The sequence below is a fragment of the Variovorax sp. 679 genome (assembly GCF_003952185.1).
GTDB lineage: Bacteria > Pseudomonadota > Gammaproteobacteria > Burkholderiales > Burkholderiaceae_C > Variovorax.
The window spans coordinates 478,127-496,746 of the sequence record NZ_RXFS01000006.1; the positions used below are offsets into that span (position 1 = coordinate 478,127).

The 18,620-nt window shown below is 66.9% G+C and carries 23 protein-coding genes and 1 tRNA gene; 16 read left to right on the forward strand and 8 right to left on the reverse strand.

Annotated features, from left to right (window positions below):
• Positions 1–45 precede the first annotated feature (45 nt).
• From der to hflX, 3 genes are all read left to right on the forward strand, one after another.
• Entirely contained in the window at positions 46–1,389 is a 1,344-nt protein-coding gene (gene der, locus EJO71_RS18135; protein WP_125949696.1) for a ribosome biogenesis GTPase Der, read from the forward strand.
• Between the two features lie 165 nt (positions 1,390–1,554).
• Positions 1,555–1,800, forward strand: a complete 246-nt coding sequence (gene hfq, locus EJO71_RS18140) for an RNA chaperone Hfq (protein WP_093201554.1) — start codon at positions 1,555–1,557, stop codon at positions 1,798–1,800.
• A 56-nt stretch (positions 1,801–1,856) separates the two neighbouring features.
• On the forward strand, positions 1,857–3,026 hold the full coding sequence (gene hflX, locus EJO71_RS18145; protein WP_125949695.1) for a GTPase HflX: 1,170 nt from the start codon (positions 1,857–1,859) through the stop codon (positions 3,024–3,026).
• A gap of 44 nt (positions 3,027–3,070) precedes the next feature.
• Here hflX and EJO71_RS34765 read toward each other — a convergent pair whose 3' ends face one another.
• On the reverse strand, positions 3,071–3,580 hold the full coding sequence (locus EJO71_RS34765; RefSeq protein WP_240651415.1) for a hypothetical protein: 510 nt from the start codon (positions 3,578–3,580) through the stop codon (positions 3,071–3,073).
• A gap of 670 nt (positions 3,581–4,250) precedes the next feature.
• A tRNA-Asp gene (locus tag EJO71_RS34375) sits at positions 4,251–4,333 on the reverse strand.
• Here EJO71_RS34375 and EJO71_RS34380 point away from each other — a divergent pair.
• From EJO71_RS34380 to EJO71_RS18175, 6 genes are all read left to right on the forward strand, one after another.
• Positions 4,304–4,468: a hypothetical protein gene (locus tag EJO71_RS34380; protein ID WP_164546839.1), complete on the forward strand. Its 165-nt coding sequence runs from the start codon at positions 4,304–4,306 to the stop codon at positions 4,466–4,468. The genes EJO71_RS34375 and EJO71_RS34380 overlap by 30 nt on opposite strands.
• Before the next feature lie 17 nt (positions 4,469–4,485).
• On the forward strand, positions 4,486–5,385 hold the full coding sequence (gene hflC, locus EJO71_RS18155) for a protease modulator HflC (RefSeq protein ID WP_125949693.1): 900 nt from the start codon (positions 4,486–4,488) through the stop codon (positions 5,383–5,385).
• Positions 5,386–5,425: 40 nt separating this feature from the next.
• Complete coding sequence (locus EJO71_RS18160) at positions 5,426–5,614, forward strand: DUF2065 domain-containing protein (RefSeq protein ID WP_125949692.1); 189 nt, start codon at positions 5,426–5,428, stop codon at positions 5,612–5,614.
• Between the two features lie 81 nt (positions 5,615–5,695).
• Positions 5,696–6,856, forward strand: coding sequence for an ATP phosphoribosyltransferase regulatory subunit (locus EJO71_RS18165; RefSeq protein ID WP_125949691.1), 1,161 nt, complete (start codon positions 5,696–5,698; stop codon positions 6,854–6,856).
• A 22-nt stretch (positions 6,857–6,878) separates the two neighbouring features.
• Entirely contained in the window at positions 6,879–8,210 is a 1,332-nt protein-coding gene (locus EJO71_RS18170; RefSeq protein ID WP_125949690.1) for an adenylosuccinate synthase, read from the forward strand.
• A gap of 130 nt (positions 8,211–8,340) precedes the next feature.
• Positions 8,341–8,865 carry a phosphoribosyltransferase gene (locus EJO71_RS18175; protein WP_125949689.1) on the forward strand — a complete coding sequence of 175 codons (525 nt, stop codon included), beginning with the start codon at positions 8,341–8,343 and terminating at the stop codon, positions 8,863–8,865.
• A 21-nt stretch (positions 8,866–8,886) separates the two neighbouring features.
• Here the strand turns inward: EJO71_RS18175 and EJO71_RS18180 are convergent, their stop codons facing one another.
• The 3 genes from EJO71_RS18180 to EJO71_RS18190 form a co-directional block, all read right to left on the reverse strand.
• Positions 8,887–9,336, reverse strand: coding sequence for a VOC family protein (locus EJO71_RS18180; RefSeq protein WP_093201536.1), 450 nt, complete (start codon positions 9,334–9,336; stop codon positions 8,887–8,889).
• Positions 9,337–9,432: 96 nt separating this feature from the next.
• Positions 9,433–10,272, reverse strand: coding sequence for a helix-turn-helix domain-containing protein (locus EJO71_RS18185; RefSeq protein WP_125949688.1), 840 nt, complete (start codon positions 10,270–10,272; stop codon positions 9,433–9,435).
• Positions 10,273–10,283: 11 nt separating this feature from the next.
• Entirely contained in the window at positions 10,284–10,694 is a 411-nt protein-coding gene (locus EJO71_RS18190) for a GFA family protein (RefSeq protein ID WP_125949687.1), read from the reverse strand.
• Positions 10,695–10,817: 123 nt separating this feature from the next.
• On the opposite strand from EJO71_RS18190, the gene EJO71_RS18195 reads away from it, so the two are divergent.
• Positions 10,818–12,011: a PLP-dependent transferase gene (locus EJO71_RS18195; RefSeq protein ID WP_125949686.1), complete on the forward strand. Its 1,194-nt coding sequence runs from the start codon at positions 10,818–10,820 to the stop codon at positions 12,009–12,011.
• A 117-nt stretch (positions 12,012–12,128) separates the two neighbouring features.
• Positions 12,129–12,332 carry a hypothetical protein gene (locus EJO71_RS18200; RefSeq protein ID WP_125949685.1) on the forward strand — a complete coding sequence of 68 codons (204 nt, stop codon included), beginning with the start codon at positions 12,129–12,131 and terminating at the stop codon, positions 12,330–12,332.
• 59 nt (positions 12,333–12,391) lie between these two features.
• Here EJO71_RS18200 and EJO71_RS18205 read toward each other — a convergent pair whose 3' ends face one another.
• Positions 12,392–13,030, reverse strand: coding sequence for an arylesterase (locus EJO71_RS18205; protein WP_171022540.1), 639 nt, complete (start codon positions 13,028–13,030; stop codon positions 12,392–12,394).
• Between the two features lie 37 nt (positions 13,031–13,067).
• Between EJO71_RS18205 and EJO71_RS18210 the strand changes: the two genes are divergently transcribed.
• From EJO71_RS18210 to rlmB, 4 genes are read left to right on the forward strand one after another with little or no spacing between them, the layout of a single operon-like run.
• Positions 13,068–13,778, forward strand: a complete 711-nt coding sequence (locus EJO71_RS18210) for an ABC transporter ATP-binding protein (RefSeq protein WP_125949684.1) — start codon at positions 13,068–13,070, stop codon at positions 13,776–13,778.
• A gap of 58 nt (positions 13,779–13,836) precedes the next feature.
• Positions 13,837–14,331, forward strand: a complete 495-nt coding sequence (locus tag EJO71_RS18215) for a hypothetical protein (RefSeq protein ID WP_240651414.1) — start codon at positions 13,837–13,839, stop codon at positions 14,329–14,331.
• Positions 14,332–14,335: 4 nt separating this feature from the next.
• Positions 14,336–15,319, forward strand: a complete 984-nt coding sequence (locus EJO71_RS18220) for a hypothetical protein (protein ID WP_125949682.1) — start codon at positions 14,336–14,338, stop codon at positions 15,317–15,319.
• 45 nt (positions 15,320–15,364) lie between these two features.
• Positions 15,365–16,111 carry a 23S rRNA (guanosine(2251)-2'-O)-methyltransferase RlmB gene (rlmB, locus tag EJO71_RS18225; protein ID WP_125949681.1) on the forward strand — a complete coding sequence of 249 codons (747 nt, stop codon included), beginning with the start codon at positions 15,365–15,367 and terminating at the stop codon, positions 16,109–16,111.
• 21 nt (positions 16,112–16,132) lie between these two features.
• Here the strand turns inward: rlmB and EJO71_RS18230 are convergent, their stop codons facing one another.
• Both EJO71_RS18230 and EJO71_RS18235 read right to left on the reverse strand, forming a co-directional pair.
• Complete coding sequence (locus EJO71_RS18230) at positions 16,133–17,335, reverse strand: NAD(P)/FAD-dependent oxidoreductase (RefSeq protein ID WP_125949680.1); 1,203 nt, start codon at positions 17,333–17,335, stop codon at positions 16,133–16,135.
• A 114-nt stretch (positions 17,336–17,449) separates the two neighbouring features.
• Entirely contained in the window at positions 17,450–18,043 is a 594-nt protein-coding gene (locus tag EJO71_RS18235; RefSeq protein ID WP_125949679.1) for an XRE family transcriptional regulator, read from the reverse strand.
• 52 nt (positions 18,044–18,095) lie between these two features.
• On the opposite strand from EJO71_RS18235, the gene EJO71_RS18240 reads away from it, so the two are divergent.
• On the forward strand, positions 18,096–18,617 hold the full coding sequence (locus EJO71_RS18240) for a GNAT family N-acetyltransferase (RefSeq protein ID WP_125949678.1): 522 nt from the start codon (positions 18,096–18,098) through the stop codon (positions 18,615–18,617).
• Positions 18,618–18,620: the final 3 nt, after the last annotated feature.

An 18,620-nucleotide genomic window follows, 5' to 3' on the forward strand; every position in this document is an offset into this window, starting at 1 on the left:
TTTCCAAGGCCCGACCATGAAAACCGCGCCATCGAAAGGCCGGCCATGAAGCCGGTCGTGGCCCTGGTCGGGCGGCCGAATGTCGGCAAGTCGACCCTCTTCAATCGCCTGACGCAGACGCGCGACGCCATCGTCGCCGACTTCGCCGGCCTCACGCGCGACCGCCACTACGGCAACGGCCGCCTGGGCAAGCGCGAATTCATCGTCATCGACACCGGCGGCTTCGAGCCCGACGCGGGCAGCGGCATCTACAAGGAGATGGCCAAGCAGACGCGGCAGGCCGTGGCCGAGGCCGACGTCGTGATCTTCGTGGTCGACGCGCGAGAGGGGCTCTCGGCACAAGACCATGACATCGCCAACGAGCTGCGCCGTATCGGCAAGCCCTGTGTGCTGGTGGCCAACAAGGCCGAAGGCATGCACGACGGCACCAAGCTGGTGGACTTCTACGAGCTGGGCTTCGGCGAAGTACACGGCGTCTCTGCGGCGCACGGGCAGGGCATGCGCGGACTGGTCGAGCTGGCGCTGGCGCCGCTGAACCTGCCCGATGAAGATGAAGACGCCGAGGAAGACGACGTCAACAAGCCGATCAAGCTGGCTGTGGCCGGTCGGCCCAACGTGGGCAAATCCACGCTGATCAACACCTGGCTTGGCGAAGAACGCCTGGTGGCCTTCGACATGCCCGGCACCACGCGTGACGCCATCTCGGTGCCCTTCGAGCGCAACGGGCAACGCTTCGAGCTGATCGATACGGCCGGCCTGCGCCGCAAGGGCAGGGTGTTCGAGGCGATCGAGAAGTTCTCGGTGGTCAAGACGCTGCAGGCCATCGAGTCGGCCAACGTCGTGCTGCTGCTGCTCGATGCCACGCAGGGCGTGACCGATCAGGACGCGCACATCGCCGGCTACATCCTCGAAAGCGGCCGTGCGGTGGTGATCGCCATCAACAAGTGGGACGCGGTCGACAGCTACCAGCGAGAGCAGATCCAGCGGCAAATCGAGACCCGGCTGCCGTTCCTGAAATTCGCGGCGCTGCATTTCATCTCGGCCATCAAGCGGCAGGGCCTGGGGCCGGTGTGGCAGGCGATCGCGCAGGCCCACAAGTCGGCCACGCGCAAGATGTCGACGCCGGTGCTGACCCGGCTGCTGCTGGAGGCGGTGCAGTTCCAGGCGCCCAAGCGCGGCGGCATGTTCCGTCCCAAGCTGCGCTATGCGCATCAGGGGGGCATGAATCCACCGGTGATCGTGATTCACGGGAATTCGCTCGAGCATGTGACCGATGCTTACAAGCGCTTTCTCGAGGGGCGCTTCCGCAAGGAGTTCGATCTTGTGGGTACCCCCTTGCGCATCGAGTTCAAGAGCTCCCACAATCCCTTCGTCGACAAGGACGACTGAACCGTATTGGCGGCGGATGGCCGCCGTTGAGTCCCGACTGGGGTTGAAGTTCCGGCTTTTGAGAGACGTTATTTTTCAAAGGCTTTTGGGCGCGTATGCTGCGGCGCGGAAACCCTGTGTTAAGGTCTTCTCCTCCAACAACTACTCTTGAACACGGAGAATATCGTGAGCAATAAAGGGCAACTTCTGCAAGACCCGTTCCTGAACACCTTGCGTCGCGAGCATGTGCCGGTTTCCATTTATTTGGTGAACGGCATCAAGCTGCAAGGCCAGATCGAGTCTTTTGACCAATACGTCGTGTTGCTTCGCAATACGGTGACGCAGATGGTCTACAAGCACGCCATTTCCACCATCGTGCCAGGCCGTGCCGTCAACTTCTCGGCTACCGAGAACGACGACGCAGCAGCCTGATCGCGCGGAGCGCGGCAGCCCCCGCTGCCGCGCTTTTTCCAAATTTCCGATCCCGTTTGTCTGAACTGATTCCCCGCCAGGAAGGCGCCGCCGTTCTCGTCGGCGTCGATTTCGGGCTGCCCCATTTCGACAGCGAACTCGAGGAACTCGGCCTGCTCGCGCAGACCGCGGGCCTGACGCCCGTCGCCCGCCTCGCGTGCAAGCGCAAGGCGCCCGATGCGGCATTGTTCGTTGGCAGCGGCAAAGCCGAAGAAATCAAGGAGCTGGCCGCCCTGCACAGGGCGAGCGAAGTCATCTTCGACCAAGCCTTGAGTCCCGCGCAGCAGCGCAACCTCGAGCGCCAGCTCGATGTCGCGGTCTACGACCGGACCTTCCTCATTCTCGAAATCTTCGCCCAGCGCGCGCGTTCGCATGAAGGCAAGCTGCAGGTCGAGCTGGCTCGCCTGCAGTACCTCAGCACGCGGCTGGTCCGTCGCTGGTCGCACCTGGAGCGCCAGACCGGTGGCGCGGGCGTGCGCGGCGGCCCGGGCGAGAAGCAGATCGAACTCGACCGCCGGATGATCAGCGAGTCGATCAAGCGCACGCGCGAACGCCTCGCCAAGGTACAGAAGCAGCGCGGCACGCAGCGTCGCCAGCGCGAGCGGCGCGACACCTTCAACATCTCGCTGGTGGGTTACACCAATGCGGGCAAGTCGTCGCTGTTCAATGCGCTGGTCAAGGCGCGCGCCTATGCGGCCGACCAGCTGTTCGCCACGCTCGACACCACCACGCGTCACCTCTATCTGGGCGATGCACGGCGGCAGGTGTCCATCTCCGACACCGTGGGCTTCATCCGCGACCTGCCGCACGGGCTGGTCGATGCCTTCAAGGCCACCCTGCAGGAGGCGGTCGATGCCGACCTGCTGCTGCACGTGGTCGACGCGTCCAACCAGCACTACCCCGAGCAGATGGCCGAGGTGCAGTCGGTGCTGCGCGAGATCGGCGCGGACGCCGTGCCGCAGCTTCTGGTCTTCAACAAGCTCGATGCCCTTGAAAGCGCGCAGCATCCGCTGCATCTGCAGGACGAGATGGAAATCGACGGCGTGCAGGTTCCCCGCATCTTCCTCAGTGCCAGGAGTGGCGAGGGCGTGCCGCTTTTGCGTGCCGAGCTCGCCCGGCAGTCGGGCTCCGCACCCGATACGATGACCCCTGCGGCAGACGCTGAATTGCACGATGCAACCGATTGATTGGGCACAATCCCGCCACTGACAAGAGAACGAAGCGAATGAATTCAAAGCCAGCGCGGAGAGGGTTTCTGGGCATGTTCAACCTGAACGACGGCCGATGGGGTCGCGGCGACGAGCCGTCCTCCAACGGCGACCGCCCGGCCGGCAACCGCCCCCCTGATGCCAATCCCCCCGGCGCCCCGACGCCTCCGCCTTCGGGCAACAACAACGACAACCGCCCTCGCGGACAAGGTCCCAACCAGGGACCGCCCGACCTTGACGAACTCTGGCGCGACCTCAATCGCAAGCTCGGCGGTTTCTTCGGCGGCAAGGGCGGCGGCAACCGTCCCAACGGCGGCAGCAGCGGCGGTGGCGGCAACGGCTACAAGCCCGACATGAAGAACGCGGGCTTCGGCATCGGCCTCGTGGCCGCGGTGGCCGTCCTGATCTGGCTCGGCACCGGCTTCTTCATCGTGAACGAAGGCCAGCAGGCTGTCATCACCCAGTTCGGCAGCTACAAGAGCACCGTGGGTGCTGGTTTCAACTGGCGTCTGCCGTACCCCATCCAGCGCCATGAAGTGGTGGTGACCACCCAGATCCGCTCCGCCGACGTGGGCCGCGACGCCATCGTGCGTTCCACCGGCCTGCGCGAGTCGGCCATGCTGACTGAAGACGAGAACATCGTCGAGATCAAGTTCGCCGTGCAGTACCGTCTGAGCGACCCACGCGCCTGGCTCTACGAGAGCAAGGCGCCCGCCGACACCGTCGTGCAGGTGGCCGAGACCTCGGTGCGCGAGGTAGTGGGCAAGATGAAGATGGACGCCGCCCTCGCTGAAGAGCGCGATCAGATCGCACCACGCGTTCGTGCATTGATGCAGACCATCCTCGACCGCTACAAGATCGGCGTCGAAGTCGTCGGCATCAACCTGCAGCAGGGTGGCGTGCGCCCACCCGAGCAGGTACAGGCCGCGTTCGACGACGTGCTCAAGGCAGGACAGGAACGCGAGCGCACCAAGAACGATGCCCAGGCCTATGCCAACAACGTGGTGCCGCTTGCCACCGGTACGGCCTCGCGCCTGAAGGAAGAGTCCGAGGCCTACAAGGCGCGGATCGTGGCGCAGGCCCAGGGTGATGCGGGCCGCTTCAGCGCGGTGCTGGCCGAGTACCAGAAGGCCCCGCAGGTGACGCGTGACCGCATGTACACCGACGCCATGCAGCAGATCTACGCCAGCACGACCAAGGTGCTGGTCGACAGCAAGCAGGGCTCGAACCTGCTGTACCTGCCGCTCGACAAGCTGATGCAGCTCAGCGGCAGCGGCAACGCGTCGGCCACGCCGGTCGATGCGGCCAGCCCCAGCGTCGCCGGCACCGCGCCGACACAGTCCTCGGTGATCCCGGTGGCCCCCGCCACGACCGACGTACGCGGCCGCGATGGCCGCTCGCGTGACCGCGACGTGCGTTGAGAAAGGCCCAGAAGAACATGAACAGAATCGGATTCATCGCCACCTCGATCCTCGTGCTGCTCGTGCTGGCAAGCTCGACCCTCTTCGTGGTCGATCAGCGCCAGTTCGGCGTGGTCTACGCACTCGGCCAGATCAAGCAGGTCATTACCGAGCCCGGCCTGAACTTCAAGCTGCCGCCGCCGTTCCAGAACGTGTCGTACATCGACAAGCGCCTGCTGACGCTGTCTAGCGTGGATACCGAGCCGATGCTCACCGCCGAGAAGCAGCGTGTGGTGATCGACTGGTACGTGCGCTGGCGCATCAGCGACCCGCAGGCCTACATCCGCAACGTCGGCCTCGACGAGAACGCCGGCGCCCTGCAGCTGAACCGCGTGGTGCGCAATGCGTTCCAGGAAAACATCAACAAGCGTACGGTGCGCGACCTGATCTCGGTGCGCCGCGAGGCCCTGATGGCCGACGTGCAGCGCGAGGTGCTTTCGGTGGTCAAGGGCGCCAAGCCCTGGGGCGTGGATGTGGTCGACGTGCGCATCACCCGTGTCGACTATGTGGAGGCCATCACCGAGTCGGTCTATCGCCGCATGGAGGCGGAGCGCAAGCGCGTGGCCAACGAGCTGCGTTCGACCGGTACGGCCGAAGGCGAGAAGATCCGCGCCGACGCCGACCGCCAGCGCGAAGTGATCGTGGCGAACGCCTACCGCGACGCCCAGAAGATCAAGGGCGAGGGCGATGCCCAGGCCGCGGCAACCTACAGCGAGGCCTTCGGCCGCGACCCGCAGTTCGCGCAGTTCTATCGCAGCCTCGAGGCTTACAAGCAGAGCTTCAACAAGAAGAGCGACGTGCTGGTGCTCGACCCGTCGTCGGACTTCTTCCGCGCCATGCAGGGTTCGGGCTCGACCACCAACGCACCCCGTCGTTGATTTCCGGCCACAGCCGCAGCAGAAGCAGCCTTCAGGAGCCGTGAGCGCCGACACTTTCTGGAGCGCACTGGCGCTCGTCCTAGTGATCGAGGGCATCCTGCCTTTCGTGTCGCCGGGTGGGTGGCGGCGGGGCTTCGGGCAACTCATGCAGCTGCGCGACGGCCAACTGCGCTTTTTCGGGCTCTGCAGCATCCTGCTCGGGGTGTTTCTGCTCTGGCTCCTGGGCTAGGCTCGCCCGCCAATTGACACCCGCGCGGGACCCCGGGCTCGGTCCCGGTAGAATCCCGGTTTAACCACGCCCCCGATCCCCATGTCCGCCTGGGTCCTCCCGGATCACATTGCCGATGTGCTGCCCTCCGAGGCGCGCCACATCGAAGAACTTCGACGCCAGCTGCTCGATACCGCCCGTGGCTACGGCTACGAGCTGGTGATGCCGCCGCTGCTCGAGCACCTCGAATCGCTGCTCTCGGGCACCGGCGAGGCGCTGGATCTCCAAACCTTCAAGCTCGTCGACCAGCTCTCCGGTCGCAGCATGGGCCTTCGCGCCGACACCACTCCCCAGGTGGCGCGCATCGATGCCCACCTGCTGAACCGCGACGGCGTGGCTCGCCTGTGCTACTGCGGCCCGGTGCTCCACACCCGCCCGGACCGTCCGCACGCCACCCGCGAGCCCCTGCAGTTCGGCGCCGAGATCTACGGCCACGCAGGGCTCGAAGCCGACACCGAAACCCTGCTGCTGGCGCTCGACTGCCTCGACGCCGCCGGCCTGCGCGATGGCGTGATCGTCGACCTGGCCGATGCCCGCATCGTGCGTGCCCTGTTCGCCGGCGTGCCGGTCGACGGCGCAACCCTGGCCCAGGTGCATGCAGCGCTGGCCGCCAAGGATGCGAGCGAGCTCGAATCGCTCACGAAGAATTTCCCCGTCGCCTCGCGCGACGGACTGCGCGCGCTGGTCCAGTTGTACGGCGACGAGGCGGTGCTCGACGAGGCTGCCAAGGCCCTGAAGGGCACGCCCGCCGTGGGCGCCGCGCTGGCTGACCTGAAGCTGCTCGCCGCCGGCCTGCAAGGCGTGGCCGGCCGCCAGATCAGCTTCGACCTGGCCGACCTGCGCGGCTATGCGTACTACAGCGGCATGCGCTTCGGCATCTACGTGCCCGGCGCGGCCGATTCGCTGGTGCGCGGCGGCCGCTACGACGAGGTGGGGGCGGTGTTCGGCCGCAACCGTCCGGCCGTCGGCTTCAGTCTCGACGTGCGCGAACTGGTCGGCGTGCTGCCGGCCCGCCCGCTGCGCGCTGCTATCCGCGCGCCCTGGAGCGACGCCGCCGGCCTGCGTCAGGCCATTGCCCAATTGCGCAAGTCCGGTGAAACGGTAGTCTGCGTGCTGCCGGGCCATGGCAGCGAAATCGATGAATTCCACTGCGACCGCGAGCTCGTCGAGCTGGCCGGCCAGTGGAGTGTCCGTGCGATCTGATTTTTCAAGTAATGGAACGAGCATGAGCGTAACCACCGGAAGAAACGTGGTCGTCGTCGGCACCCAGTGGGGCGACGAAGGCAAAGGCAAGCTGGTCGACTGGCTGACGGAGAGCGCCCAGGGCGTGGTCCGCTTCCAGGGCGGCCACAACGCGGGCCACACGCTGGTCATCAACGGTGTGAAAACCGCGTTGCACCTGATCCCGAGCGGCATCATGCGGCCTGGCGTCAAGTGCTACATCGGCAACGGCGTGGTGCTGTCGGCCGCCAAGCTGTTCGAGGAAATCGAAGGGCTGGAGAAGGCCGGCGTCGAGGTGCGTTCGCGCCTGCGCATCAGCGAGGCCTGCCCGCTGATTTTGCCCTTCCACGCCGCGCTGGACATTGCGCGCGAGGCCTACCGCGAGAAGGGCGGCATCGAGAAGATCGGCACCACTGGCCGCGGCATCGGCCCGGCTTATGAAGACAAGATCGCCCGCCGCGCGCTGCGCGTGCAGGACCTGAAGCACCCCGAGCGCTTCGCGGCCAAGCTGCGCGTGCTGCTCGAACTGCACAACCACGTGCTGACCCAGGTGCTGGGCGCTCCGGCCATCGACTTCGACGAAGTCTTCAACGAAGCCATGAAGCACGCCGAGCTGCTCAAGCCCATGATGGCCGACGTCTCGCGCGAGCTGAACGACGCGAACAAGAACGGCGCGAATCTGCTGTTCGAAGGCGCGCAGGGCACGCTGCTCGACGTCGACCACGGCACCTATCCGTACGTCACCTCCAGCAACTGCGTGGCCGGCAATGCCGCCGCGGGCTCGGGCGTGGGCCCGGGCATGCTGCACTACATCCTGGGCATCACCAAGGCTTACTGCACGCGTGTGGGCGGCGGTCCGTTCCCCACCGAACTCGACTGGGCCACGCCCGGCACCCCCGGCTACCACATGAGCACCGTGGGCGCTGAAAAGGGCGTGACCACCGGCCGCAGCCGCCGTTGCGGCTGGTTCGATGCCGCGTTGCTCAAGCGTTCGGCGCAGGTCAACGGCCTGTCGGGCCTGTGCATCACCAAGCTCGACGTGCTGGACGGCCTCGAGAAGCTCGAGCTGTGCACCGGCTACGAACTCGATGGCGAGACCACCGACATCCTGCCGATGGGCGCGGACGAGATCGAGCGCTGCACGCCGATCTACGAAACCCTCGAAGGCTGGAGCGAAAGCACCGTGGGCGTCACGCAGTACGACAAGTTGCCGATCAACGCGCGCCTCTATCTGCAGCGCATCGAGCAGGTCACCGGCGTGCCGATCCACATGGTCTCGACCAGCCCCGACCGTGACCATACGATCATGATGCGCCACCCCTACCTGGCCGATTGATCAGGCCACCCCCAGGCTTGCCCACTTCGTGTGGCCGCCAACCCCCTTGCAGGGGGCAACACCAGCGGCCCGGCAAAGCCGGTTCCGCGGTGTTCCCCCAAAGAAGAGACATTGAAGGAAAACCCACGCTATGTTGACTGAAGACGGCAAGCATCTCTACGTCAGCTACGACGAATACCACAACCTGATCGAGAAGCTCGCGATCAAGGTGCACCAGTCGGGCTGGCAGTTCGACACCATCCTGTGCCTGGCGCGCGGCGGCATGCGCCCCGGCGACGTGCTCTCGCGCATCTTCGACAAGCCGCTGGCGATCATGTCGACCAGCTCCTACCGCGCCGATGCAGGCACGGTGCAGGGCCACCTCGACATCGCCCGCTACATCACGACGCCCAAGGGCGAGATCGCCGGCAAGGTGCTGCTGGTGGACGATCTGGCCGACTCCGGCCACACGCTGCATGCGGTGATGGACATGCTGCGCAACAACTACCCGCCCATCACCGAACTGCGCAGTGCGGTGATCTGGACCAAGGCGCTGTCGACCTTCACGCCAGACTACCAGGTGGAATTCCTGGCCACGAACCCGTGGATTCACCAGCCCTTCGAAGGCTACGACTCCATGGGCGCGGAGAAGCTGATCGAGAAGTGGTCGGTCTGAACTGACCCCGCCGGCGCCGCCTTACCCGGCGTCGGTGAACATCGCGGTGTAGCGCCGCTGCATTTCCTCCGGCGTCAGCTTTTCGATGCTGTGCCCCACGTTCCAGCGATGGCCGAAGGGGTCGTGAAAGACGCCGGAGCGTTCCCCATAGAACTGATCCTGCGGTGCCATGTCCAGCGTGGCGCCCGCCGCGACGGCGCGCGCCACCACCGCGTCGGCATCGTCCACGTGCAGGTGCAGCGAGACGGACGTGTTGCCCAGCGTCTTCGCGCTGAGGATGCCGAACTCGGCGAATTCTTCCGAGATCATCAGGATCGCGCCGTTGTGAAAGTCCAGCTCGGCGTGGCCGATGCGCCCGCTCGGTTCGGTCAGGCGGAAGATCTCCTTCACTTCGAAGACCTTGCAATAGAACTCGATGGCTGCCTTGGCGTCGTGGACGCAGAGGTACGGAAACAGTTCGTGGATGGCCATGGCCTTGATGTCCCTTCGGGTTGAGATGGGCGCGATTCTGGCTTTCGCGGCGCTTCGGGTCTTGAACAAATTTGACCCTGCTGGCGTGCTGCCCGGTCAGACCCGCACGTGCCGTGACGACACGGGAGCCGCGCGCCGGTACGCCTGCGGCGACATGCCGGCGATCGCAAGGAATTCACGATTGAAGTGAGCCTGGTCGCTGTAACCGGCTTCCAGCGCCAGTTCGACCCAGGGCCGGGTGGCATCCAGCGCGAACTCTCCCAGCACGCGATCGAAACGCAGCATGCGCGCGTACTGCTTGGGTGCGATGCCGGTCATGTCGCGGAACAGCTCGATGAAGCGCCGGTGGCTGTAGCCGCTCTGCTTCACCAGTTCGCCGATCGCACCGGCCTGTCTGCCGTCGCCGGCGCTGTAAAGGCTCGCCAGCGCCTGCGCCACCGCGGGGTGCAGGCCGTGCATGGCGCGGGCTTCCATGCGAGCGCACAGCAGGGCATCGAGGATCGCAAGCTGGCGCGTCAGGGAACCGGCGTTCTGAAGCTGTTCGAGCGCGAAGCCCGCGTCTGCGCCCCAGAGTGCGTCGAGCGGCGTGTGGCAGTCGGCCAGCGCGCCCTCGAGAGCGCCGAGCAGGGCCCTGGCTGCGCCCGGTTGCAGCATCGCGCCGACCGAGGCTGTCTCGACCGACACGTCGCGCACGAAGAAGGCGCTGCGGGTCCCGCCCACCATGATGTGGCCCACGGTGAAGCCCTCGGCGTCCGCATCGTTGCGGAAGAGGCGCAACGGCGGTCCACCGAGCCGGAACACCAGGTGCATGCCGCCGGTGGGCAGCACATGCTCGCGCGCACCCGGCCTCTCGATGGGCTTGTCCGTGGGCGCCGAGGCCCACATCAGCCGCACGAAGGGGCGCAGGCGAGGGGAGGGCAGGCGTGTCAGCTGCATGCGGTCTCCATCTATTGGCCCGGCAGCCGTTCGAAGATGGTGACGTCTTCAGGCAAGAGGTGGAAGGGCTGCTTCTCCTGGGCCCAGAACACCATGTCCGGACCTTCAAAAGCTGCCGGGTCGTCCAGTGCTCCCACCTTGACGATCAAGCCGCCGGGTGCCTTGGGCGAACGCGAGGCGACGTGCACGCCGCATTCGGCGCAGAACTCGCGGGCTGGAGCATCGCTTGTATCCGCCCGGGCGAATCTGCGCGGCTCGCCCCGGGTGTAGCGGAAGGCGCCGGCCTCCAGGCCGATGAACATGTTGCCGGCGCCGCCCGAGACCTTCTGGCAGGTCCGGCACAGGCAAAGCCCGCGCATGCGTATCGGTCCGTCGATCCCGAATCGCAACGCGCCGCAGAGACAGCCACCGGTCAGGGTCATTCGCAGGTTCCAGCTTGGTTGCCGGATTCTGGCAAGGGCATGGGCCATGCGCAAATCAGAGTTCTGCCCCCTGGGGGAAACCGCCGCAGGCGGGCGCCTGATTCGATCCACTAGCATCTGCACATGAGCAAGCCTTCCACGACCCTGATCCACCACCCCTACGTTCCGCCCGCCACCTTCGCCGCGCCGCAGCCCGGCGTGTTCAAGGCATCGACCGTGTTCTTCGCCGACGTGGCCGCCATGCGTGCGCGCGACTGGCGCACCAAGGCCGGCTACACCTACGGCCTGCATGGCACGCCCACCACCTTCACGCTGGAGGAGCGCCTGGCCACGCTCGAAGGCGGCACCGAATGCCTGCTCGTGCCCAGCGGGCTGGCGGCGATCTCGCTGGTCTCGTTCGCCTTCCTGAAGACTGGCGACGAAGTGCTGATCCCCGACAACGCCTACGGCCCGAACAAGGCACTCGCCACCGGCGAACTGGCGAACTTCGGCATCACCCACCGCCTCTACGACGCGATGAACCCGGCCGATCTCGCGGCCAAGCTGTCGGAGCGCACGCGGCTGGTGTGGGTCGAGGCGGCAGGCTCGGTGACGATGGAGTTCCCGGACCTGCCCGCGCTCGTCAACGTCTGCCGTGCGCGCGGCGTGATGACCGCGCTCGACAACACCTGGGGCGCGGGCCTGGCCTTCGCGCCCTTCGATTTCAACGGCAGCGGGCAGGGCGTCGACATCTCCGTGCATGCGCTCACCAAGTACCCCAGCGGCGGCGGCGATGTGCTCATGGGCAGTGTGACCACGCGCGACGAGCGCCTTCACCGCGCGCTCAAGCTCACCCACATGCGCATGGGCTTCGGCATCGGCGTGGGCGACGTCGAGACCTTGCTGCGCTCGCTGCCCAGCATTGCGCTGCGCTATGCCGCGCACGACCGTTCCGCGCGCGAACTGGCCGGCTGGCTCAACGGCTGCGAGGAAATCGCGCAGGTGCTGCATCCGGCGCTCGAAGACTCGCCCGGCCATGTCCACTGGCGCGCCCTCTGCGGCGACACCAATCTGGCCGCGGGTCTTTTCTCGGTGGTGTTCGACGAGCGCTACAGCACCGAACAGGTCGACCGCTTCTGCGACAGCCTGCAGTTGTTCCGCCTCGGCTACTCGTGGGGCGGGCCGATCAGCCTGGTGGTGCCCTACGACATCGGCCTGATGCGCGATGCCAGCGTGGCGCGCTGGCCGTACAAGGGCACGCTCGTGCGTTTTTCCATCGGTCTCGAAGACGTCGAGGACCTGCGCGCGGACCTGCAGCAGGCATTGGCGCGGATGTAGGAAACCGCTTCCTGCCCCGTGGGTACCCCGTGGTTGGGTACCGTCTTGAGACTGCACCGTTATCGCTTACAGTAGGCCACGCGCAGTCACCCTGACTGCCTCGCCCAAGGAGAAGCAGTGGCAACACCCAATTACGGCTACGAGAAGCGCCAGAAAGAGCTGGCCAAGAAGAAAAAGAAGGAAGACAAGCTCCGGGAAAAGGCGAACCGCAAACTCAATCAGAGCAGCGACGGCCTGGCTCCCGGAGACCCGGAAACCGACGTGGCCTCGCTCGAGCACGATCCACCCACGGTTCCCGAGTTGCCTACCAAGAACGGTTGATCCGCTCCTGGCGTACCAATCAGAAAGCCGCTGCAGGCCTGCGCCTGCGGCGGCTTTTTTCATTGTTTCGGCAGGAGCTTGCGCAGTTCGGCCCAGACGTTGTCGAGCAGTTGCGGCTGCGCGGCGGCCGTCGGGTGGATGCGGTCGGCCTGAAACAGCGAGAGCGCGTCGGGCGCATCGGCCACTCCCTTGAGCAGGAAGGGCACGAGGGCAGACCTGGTCGCGCCCGCTACCTTGGAGAACACCGCCTCGAAGCGCCGCGTGTAGTCGCCGCCGTAGTTGGGTGGCACCTGGATGCCGACGATGAGCACCTTCGCGCCCGCGGCCTGGGCGGCCCTGGTGATCTGCATCAGGTTGCTTTCCGTATCCGACAGCGGCAGGCCGCGCAGGGCGTCGTTGGCGCCCAGTTCGAGCACCACATGGCTGGGCTTGTGCTGCGCGAGCAGCGGCGCGAAGCGGGCGCGCCCGCCCGAGCTGGTGTCGCCGCTGATGCTGGCGTTGACCACGGTGGCCGCGATCTTCTGCTGCGCAAGCCTTTTTTCGAGCAAGGGTACCCAGCCTTCGCCGCGCTTGAGGCCGTACTCTGCGCTCAGCGAATCGCCGAGCACCAGGATCACCGGCTTGCCTGCCGTCTGTTGGGCCTGGGCCTGCGCCGCGGTCGCCCATAGCCCCGCGCTGCCGAGCGCGGCGGTGGTCAAGATAAAGTCACGTCGATTCAAAACCAAAGCCCTTTCCATGTCCCAACCCCCGTCTGATGCCATTGTCGCCGTCGAGCATGTCTTCAAGTCCGTCACCGATTCGACCGGCACGCTGGACATTCTGCAGGACATCGATTTCACCCTCGGCGCGCGGGAAACCGCGGCCATCGTCGGCGCCTCGGGCTCCGGCAAGAGCACGCTGCTGTCGATCATCGCGGGGCTGGATACGCCCACTCGCGGCACCGTGCGCCTTGCCGGGCAGGACATCTTCTCCATCGACGAAGACGAGCGCGCCGCGGTGCGGGCCCAGCGCGTGGGCTTCGTGTTCCAGAGTTTCCAGCTGCTCGGCAACCTCAGCGCGCTCGAGAACGTGATGCTCCCGCTGGAGTTGGCCAACCGCAAGGACGCGCGCAAGGCCGCCACAGAAATGCTCGGCCGCGTCGGCCTGGGCCAGCGGCTGGGCCATTACCCGAAAGTGCTCTCCGGCGGCGAACAGCAGCGCGTAGCGCTGGCCAGGGCCTTCGTGGTCCAGCCGGCGCTGCTGCTGGCCGACGAGCCCACCGGCAGCCTCGACTTCGCCACCGGCGAGCAGGTCATGCAGCTGATGTTCGACCTCAATCGCGAGCTCGGCACCACGCTCGTGCTCGTCACCCATGACCGGGGCATCGCCGCCCGTTGCGAACGTCGGATCACCATCGAGGCCGGGCGCGTCGCGCTTAATGAAAAAGTGGCTCTGGCGCCCGCCTGACAAGCGCAATAAGCTATGAAATATAAATAAAGCGCCCGCCACTTTCGAGGAGATGTTCATGGAGGAGCTTCCGCCCGACGCCGTTCTGGCGCTGCAGCGAGGCAGGATGATCGAGGCCATCAAGATCGTGCGCAACCGCACGGGCCTCGACCTCAAGTCGGCCAAGGAAGCCGTCGACCGCTATGCCGATCGGCTCGCAAGCGGGGAGGACGACAACGACCACGGGCGAGGCGCGCCCGCCGCGGCCATGCAGGACCGCGGCTTTGCATCGATGCCCTCCATCGCGCTCGCGGCCCTGGCGCAGGGCAACAGGATCGAGGCCATCCGCCTCACGCGCGAAGCCACCGGCCTGAGCCTGTCGGCCGCCAAGCGGCTGGTCGACAACCATGACGACCCCGCCCTGGGCGGTTTCGGCCCGCTGGCCCGGCACATGCCTCGCCGTCCGATGGTCGAGCCCGGCCGTGTGCAGGGTGCCGGTTACAAATGGCTGCCGACCTTGATCATCCTGCTGGCGGCGATCATGGTCTGGCTGCTGTTCGGCGGAAAGGCCTGAGCTGATGATCGTTCCCCAGTTCTGGGCCGAAGGCCGCGTCCAGGAGCGCGTGGATGGCAAGCAGGTCACCGTGCGCCGCTACGGCTGGTCCGACGACAGCCCGCTGGCCGCGCAGGCGCACGCCGACCAGCGCGCCCGCGACGCGTTCGACCGCATCGTGCACAAGGGCGAGAAGCTCGAGCTCCGCGAGCGCAAGATGCCCTACAACGGCGCTGACGGCGTGCCGATCCGCGAGGAAATCGTCGAGCGCCAGGGCGACACCGTCATCACGCGCAACACCTACGGCGCACGCTGCCTCAACACGCCCGACGTGATGTTCGTCGACATCGACTTCGAGGAGCCCCTGCGCGGCAGCGTCTTCGGCTTCGCGCTGGTGCCAGCGCTGATCGCCGGGGTGGTCGGCGGCTGGGCCGCCAGGACCTGGCTGGGCGGGCTCATCGCGGGCATCGTGGTCTTCGTCGTGGCCTGGGTCATCGGCCAGCGCAAGAAGCGCGGCGAGCACAGCGGCAACCCCGCACCCGAGAAGCGGGCGGCGGAGCGCATCGCGCGCTTCATGCAGCAGCATCCCGACTGGCATCTGCGCATCTACCGCACTCCCGCAGGCTTCCGCTTGCTGGCGATGCACGATGTCTTCGACCCGGCCGACACCGCGGTGGCCGATTGCTTCCATGCGCTGGGCGTCGACAAGGTCTACGCGCGCATGTGCCGTAACCAGAACTGCTTTCGCGCCCGGGTGAGCGCCAAGCCCTGGCGCGTCGGCATCGGCGACCACATGCGGCCCCAGCCCGGCGTGTGGCCGGTGTCCCCCGACAGGCTGCCCGCGCGCGACGCATGGGTCGCGCGCTACGAAAAGGCCGCCGAAAGCCACGCTGCCTGCCAGTACCTGGAGAGCGTGGGCAATGCTGCGACGGTGCATCCGAGCGCACTGGCGGTGCAGGAACTGCACGACGAGCGCACCCGCGCACTCAGCGGCCTGCCGCTGGCCTGAGCACGCGGCCCGTGCCGGCTTCGAGGGGGCGGGGATAATCGGAGGATGTCTTCCCCCAAAGTGATCTTCGGCTTCCATGCCGTGGGCGTGCGCCTCAAGACCGCGCCCAAATCGGTGCTCGAAGTGCTGTTCGACGCCAGCCGGCGCGACGCGCGCATGAAACAGTTCCTTGCCCGCGCGCAGGAAACCGGCGTGCGTCTCATCGAGGCCGACGGTGCTCGGCTGTCCAAGCTCAGCGGCAGCCATGGCCACCAGGGCGTGGTGGCGCGGGTCGAGCCAGTCTCCCAGGTCCGCTCGCTCGACGAACTGCTCGAAGGCCTCGAAGAGGCCGGCACCGTGCCCCTGCTGCTGGTGCTCGACGGCGTGACCGACCCGCACAACCTCGGCGCCTGCTTGCGCGTGGCCGACGGTGCTGGCGCGCACGCGGTCATCGCCCCCAAGGATCACGCGGCCGGCATCAACGCCACCGTGGCCAAGGTGGCGAGCGGTGCGGCCGAGACGGTGCCGTACTTCATGGTCACCAACCTTGCGCGCACACTCAACGAACTCAAGGAGCGCAACATCTGGTGCGTGGGCACCAGCGACGACGCGCCGGGCACCATCTACCAGAGCGACTTCAAGCGCCCGCTCGCGCTGGTGCTGGGCGCCGAGGGCGAGGGCATGCGGCAACTCACCCGCAAGACCTGCGACGAGCTGGTGAGCATTCCGATGGCGGGCGCAGTCGAGAGCCTGAACGTCTCGGTGGCCAGCGGCGTGTGCCTCTACGAGGCGATGCGGCAGCGCGGCGCCTGACCGGGCGCTGGTCCTGGCCTCCTAGTCGCGGGGCAGCGATCCGCCCTTGCGGTGGAAGTAGACGAGTTCCGCCATTCGCCGCATCGGCGGCGTGCCGAGCAGGCGGTTGAACATCCAGTCGTTCTGGAAATGGTCGAAGGCCCAGCGCAGCACGCGCTTGAGCCTGAAGCCCGGGTAGCCGCGCACGAACCACGTGGCCGGATCGCCAACTTCGCCGCGCACGAAGCGCGCCACGGCTTCGCCCGCACGCTGCCCGTGCAGCAGGGCTGTGTGGATGCCGCCAGCTGTCACCGGCGACACCATGCCGGCCGCATCGCCCACCAGCAGCGCCCGTTCGCGCGCCACCACCGGAAGCACGCCGCCGCAGGGGATCATTCCCGCGCGTATCGCGACCGGTGGAGCGTCGCCGGGCGTGACCACGGGGGCTATCTTGCGCAGCAGCGGGTCGAGCCTGAGCGCTCCGGCGTCGTTGTGCACCATGCGGCGGGCCAGCCCGATCTGGCTCACGCCGACGCCTTGCAGCGCCCAGCCGATGTAGCCAGGTGCCAGCTTGCGGTCAATGAAGCAATGCAGCAGGTCGGGCGCCATCCGCGCGCCCTGGTACTCGTGCTCGACGCCGTAGAGAAAGCGCGTGTTGCGCGAAAGGCCGAGGGCCTTGGCAACACGCGAGTGCGGGCCGTCGGCGCCCACGAGGTAGGTGGCGGTGATGCAGGGCCCTTGCGCAAGGGGCACCTCCCACCGGCCGTCGAGCCAGAGCGCCTGCTCGAACAGCGTGCCCAGCCGAACGTCCACGCCGCAGGCACGGGCAGAGTCCACCATCCAGTCGAGCAGAGCAGGTGCGTCGGTGGCCCAGAACCAGTAGCCGGGCGCATGAAGGTCGACATGGCGCATGTCGGGGGCATAGAGCCTCACGCCTTCGATGCGGCGCACCAGCGCGGGTGGCACTTCGGCCAGCCAGGGCACGCTGTCTACCGCGTCCTTGACGATGATGCCGGTGGTGTGCAGCTTGGCGCCGGCGGCGGTCTTCTTCTCCAGCACCATCACGCTGAGGCCCGCGAGGGCTGCGGCCCGGGCGCAGGCAAGGCCCGCGAAGCTGGCGCCGACGACGAGAAGATCGACCTTGAGGTTGCCGGGACCGTGGCCCGGCACGGGCGCCGGGGCCGGCTGGGGTGTCGCGCAGGACGAAGGGGTGAGAGGAGAAAAGAGGCTGGAAGAGGAGTGCATGAGGCTGCCGACTGGATGCGATGCGCACCGCGGCCTGCGGTGCGGACGCGAAGTTAGCCAGCCAGCGTGCGCGCGGCGTGAAGCCTGTGTGAACTTGCGCGCGAGGCGCCCAGGCTACTCCGGGCTCGCCACCAGCAGATAGCGACACGCGCTGCGCCCCAGCGCCTTGAAGACCAGCGGCCGGTCCACGCCGAAGTCGAGGCAGTCGCCCGGCGCGAGTTCGAAGCGCTCCTCGCCGTAGTCCACCTGCAGAGAGCCTTCGAGCATCCACAAGCACTGCCGATAGGGCTTGCCGCTCCAGCGGGGGTAATCGACCTGCGCCGAGCGCGGCAGTTCGACCTCGACCAGCTCGACGCCGCTGCCGCCCGCATGGCGCTCGGCGACCTGCCGCCGCAGGTAGCCGGCCTTCGGATCGCGCCAGACCTCCTGCTGGGCGCGCGTGCGCAGCCGCTGGGGCTGCGCCTTCTCCTCGGTCAGGAGCTGCGCCAGCGGCACGCCGAGGCCGGCGGCCAACCGTCCCAGCAGTACGGCCGTAGGGCTGCTCTGGGCGCGCTCCACCTTGGAAATCATGGCCTTGCTCACGCCCGAGCGCTCGGCCAGCTCCGCGAGGCTCAGTGCCTGCGCCTGCCGCAGCGCCAGCAGCCGGGAGGCGATGAGCAGGTCGATGTTCTGGCCGGATACTTCGACGGGAGGTGAATCGTTTCTCATATGAGATTATTATTCTCCTATATTGAACAAAATTCCAACGAGGAACAGCACCATGCGTCTCATCCCCTGCACCGAAGAAGCGCACTCCGGCGCGATCCTGGCCATCCTCAACGAGGCCATCGTCACCTCCACCGCGCTGTACGACTACAAGCCGCGCACGCCCGAGAACATGGTTGCGTGGTTCGCCGCCAAGCGCGCCAACGGCTTCCCGGTGATCGGTGCCGTGGACGACAGCGGCAAGCTGCTGGGGTTCGCGAGCTACGGCGCCTTCCGCGCCTTTCCCGCCTACAAGTACACGGTGGAGCACTCGGTCTACGTCGACAGCGCGCATCGCGGCGCGGGCCTGGGCCGCACGCTGATGGAGGCGATCATTGCCGAGGCGGTGGCGCGCGACGTGCACGTGATGGTCGGCGCCATCGATGCCGCCAACGCCGGCAGCATCGCGCTGCACGAGCGTCTGGGCTTCGAGCATTCGGGGACGGTGCGGCAGGCCGGCTTCAAGTTCGGCCGCTGGCTCGACGTGGCCTTCTACCAGCGCATTCTTTCTACGCCGCTGAGTCCGGTCGACGGCTAGGAG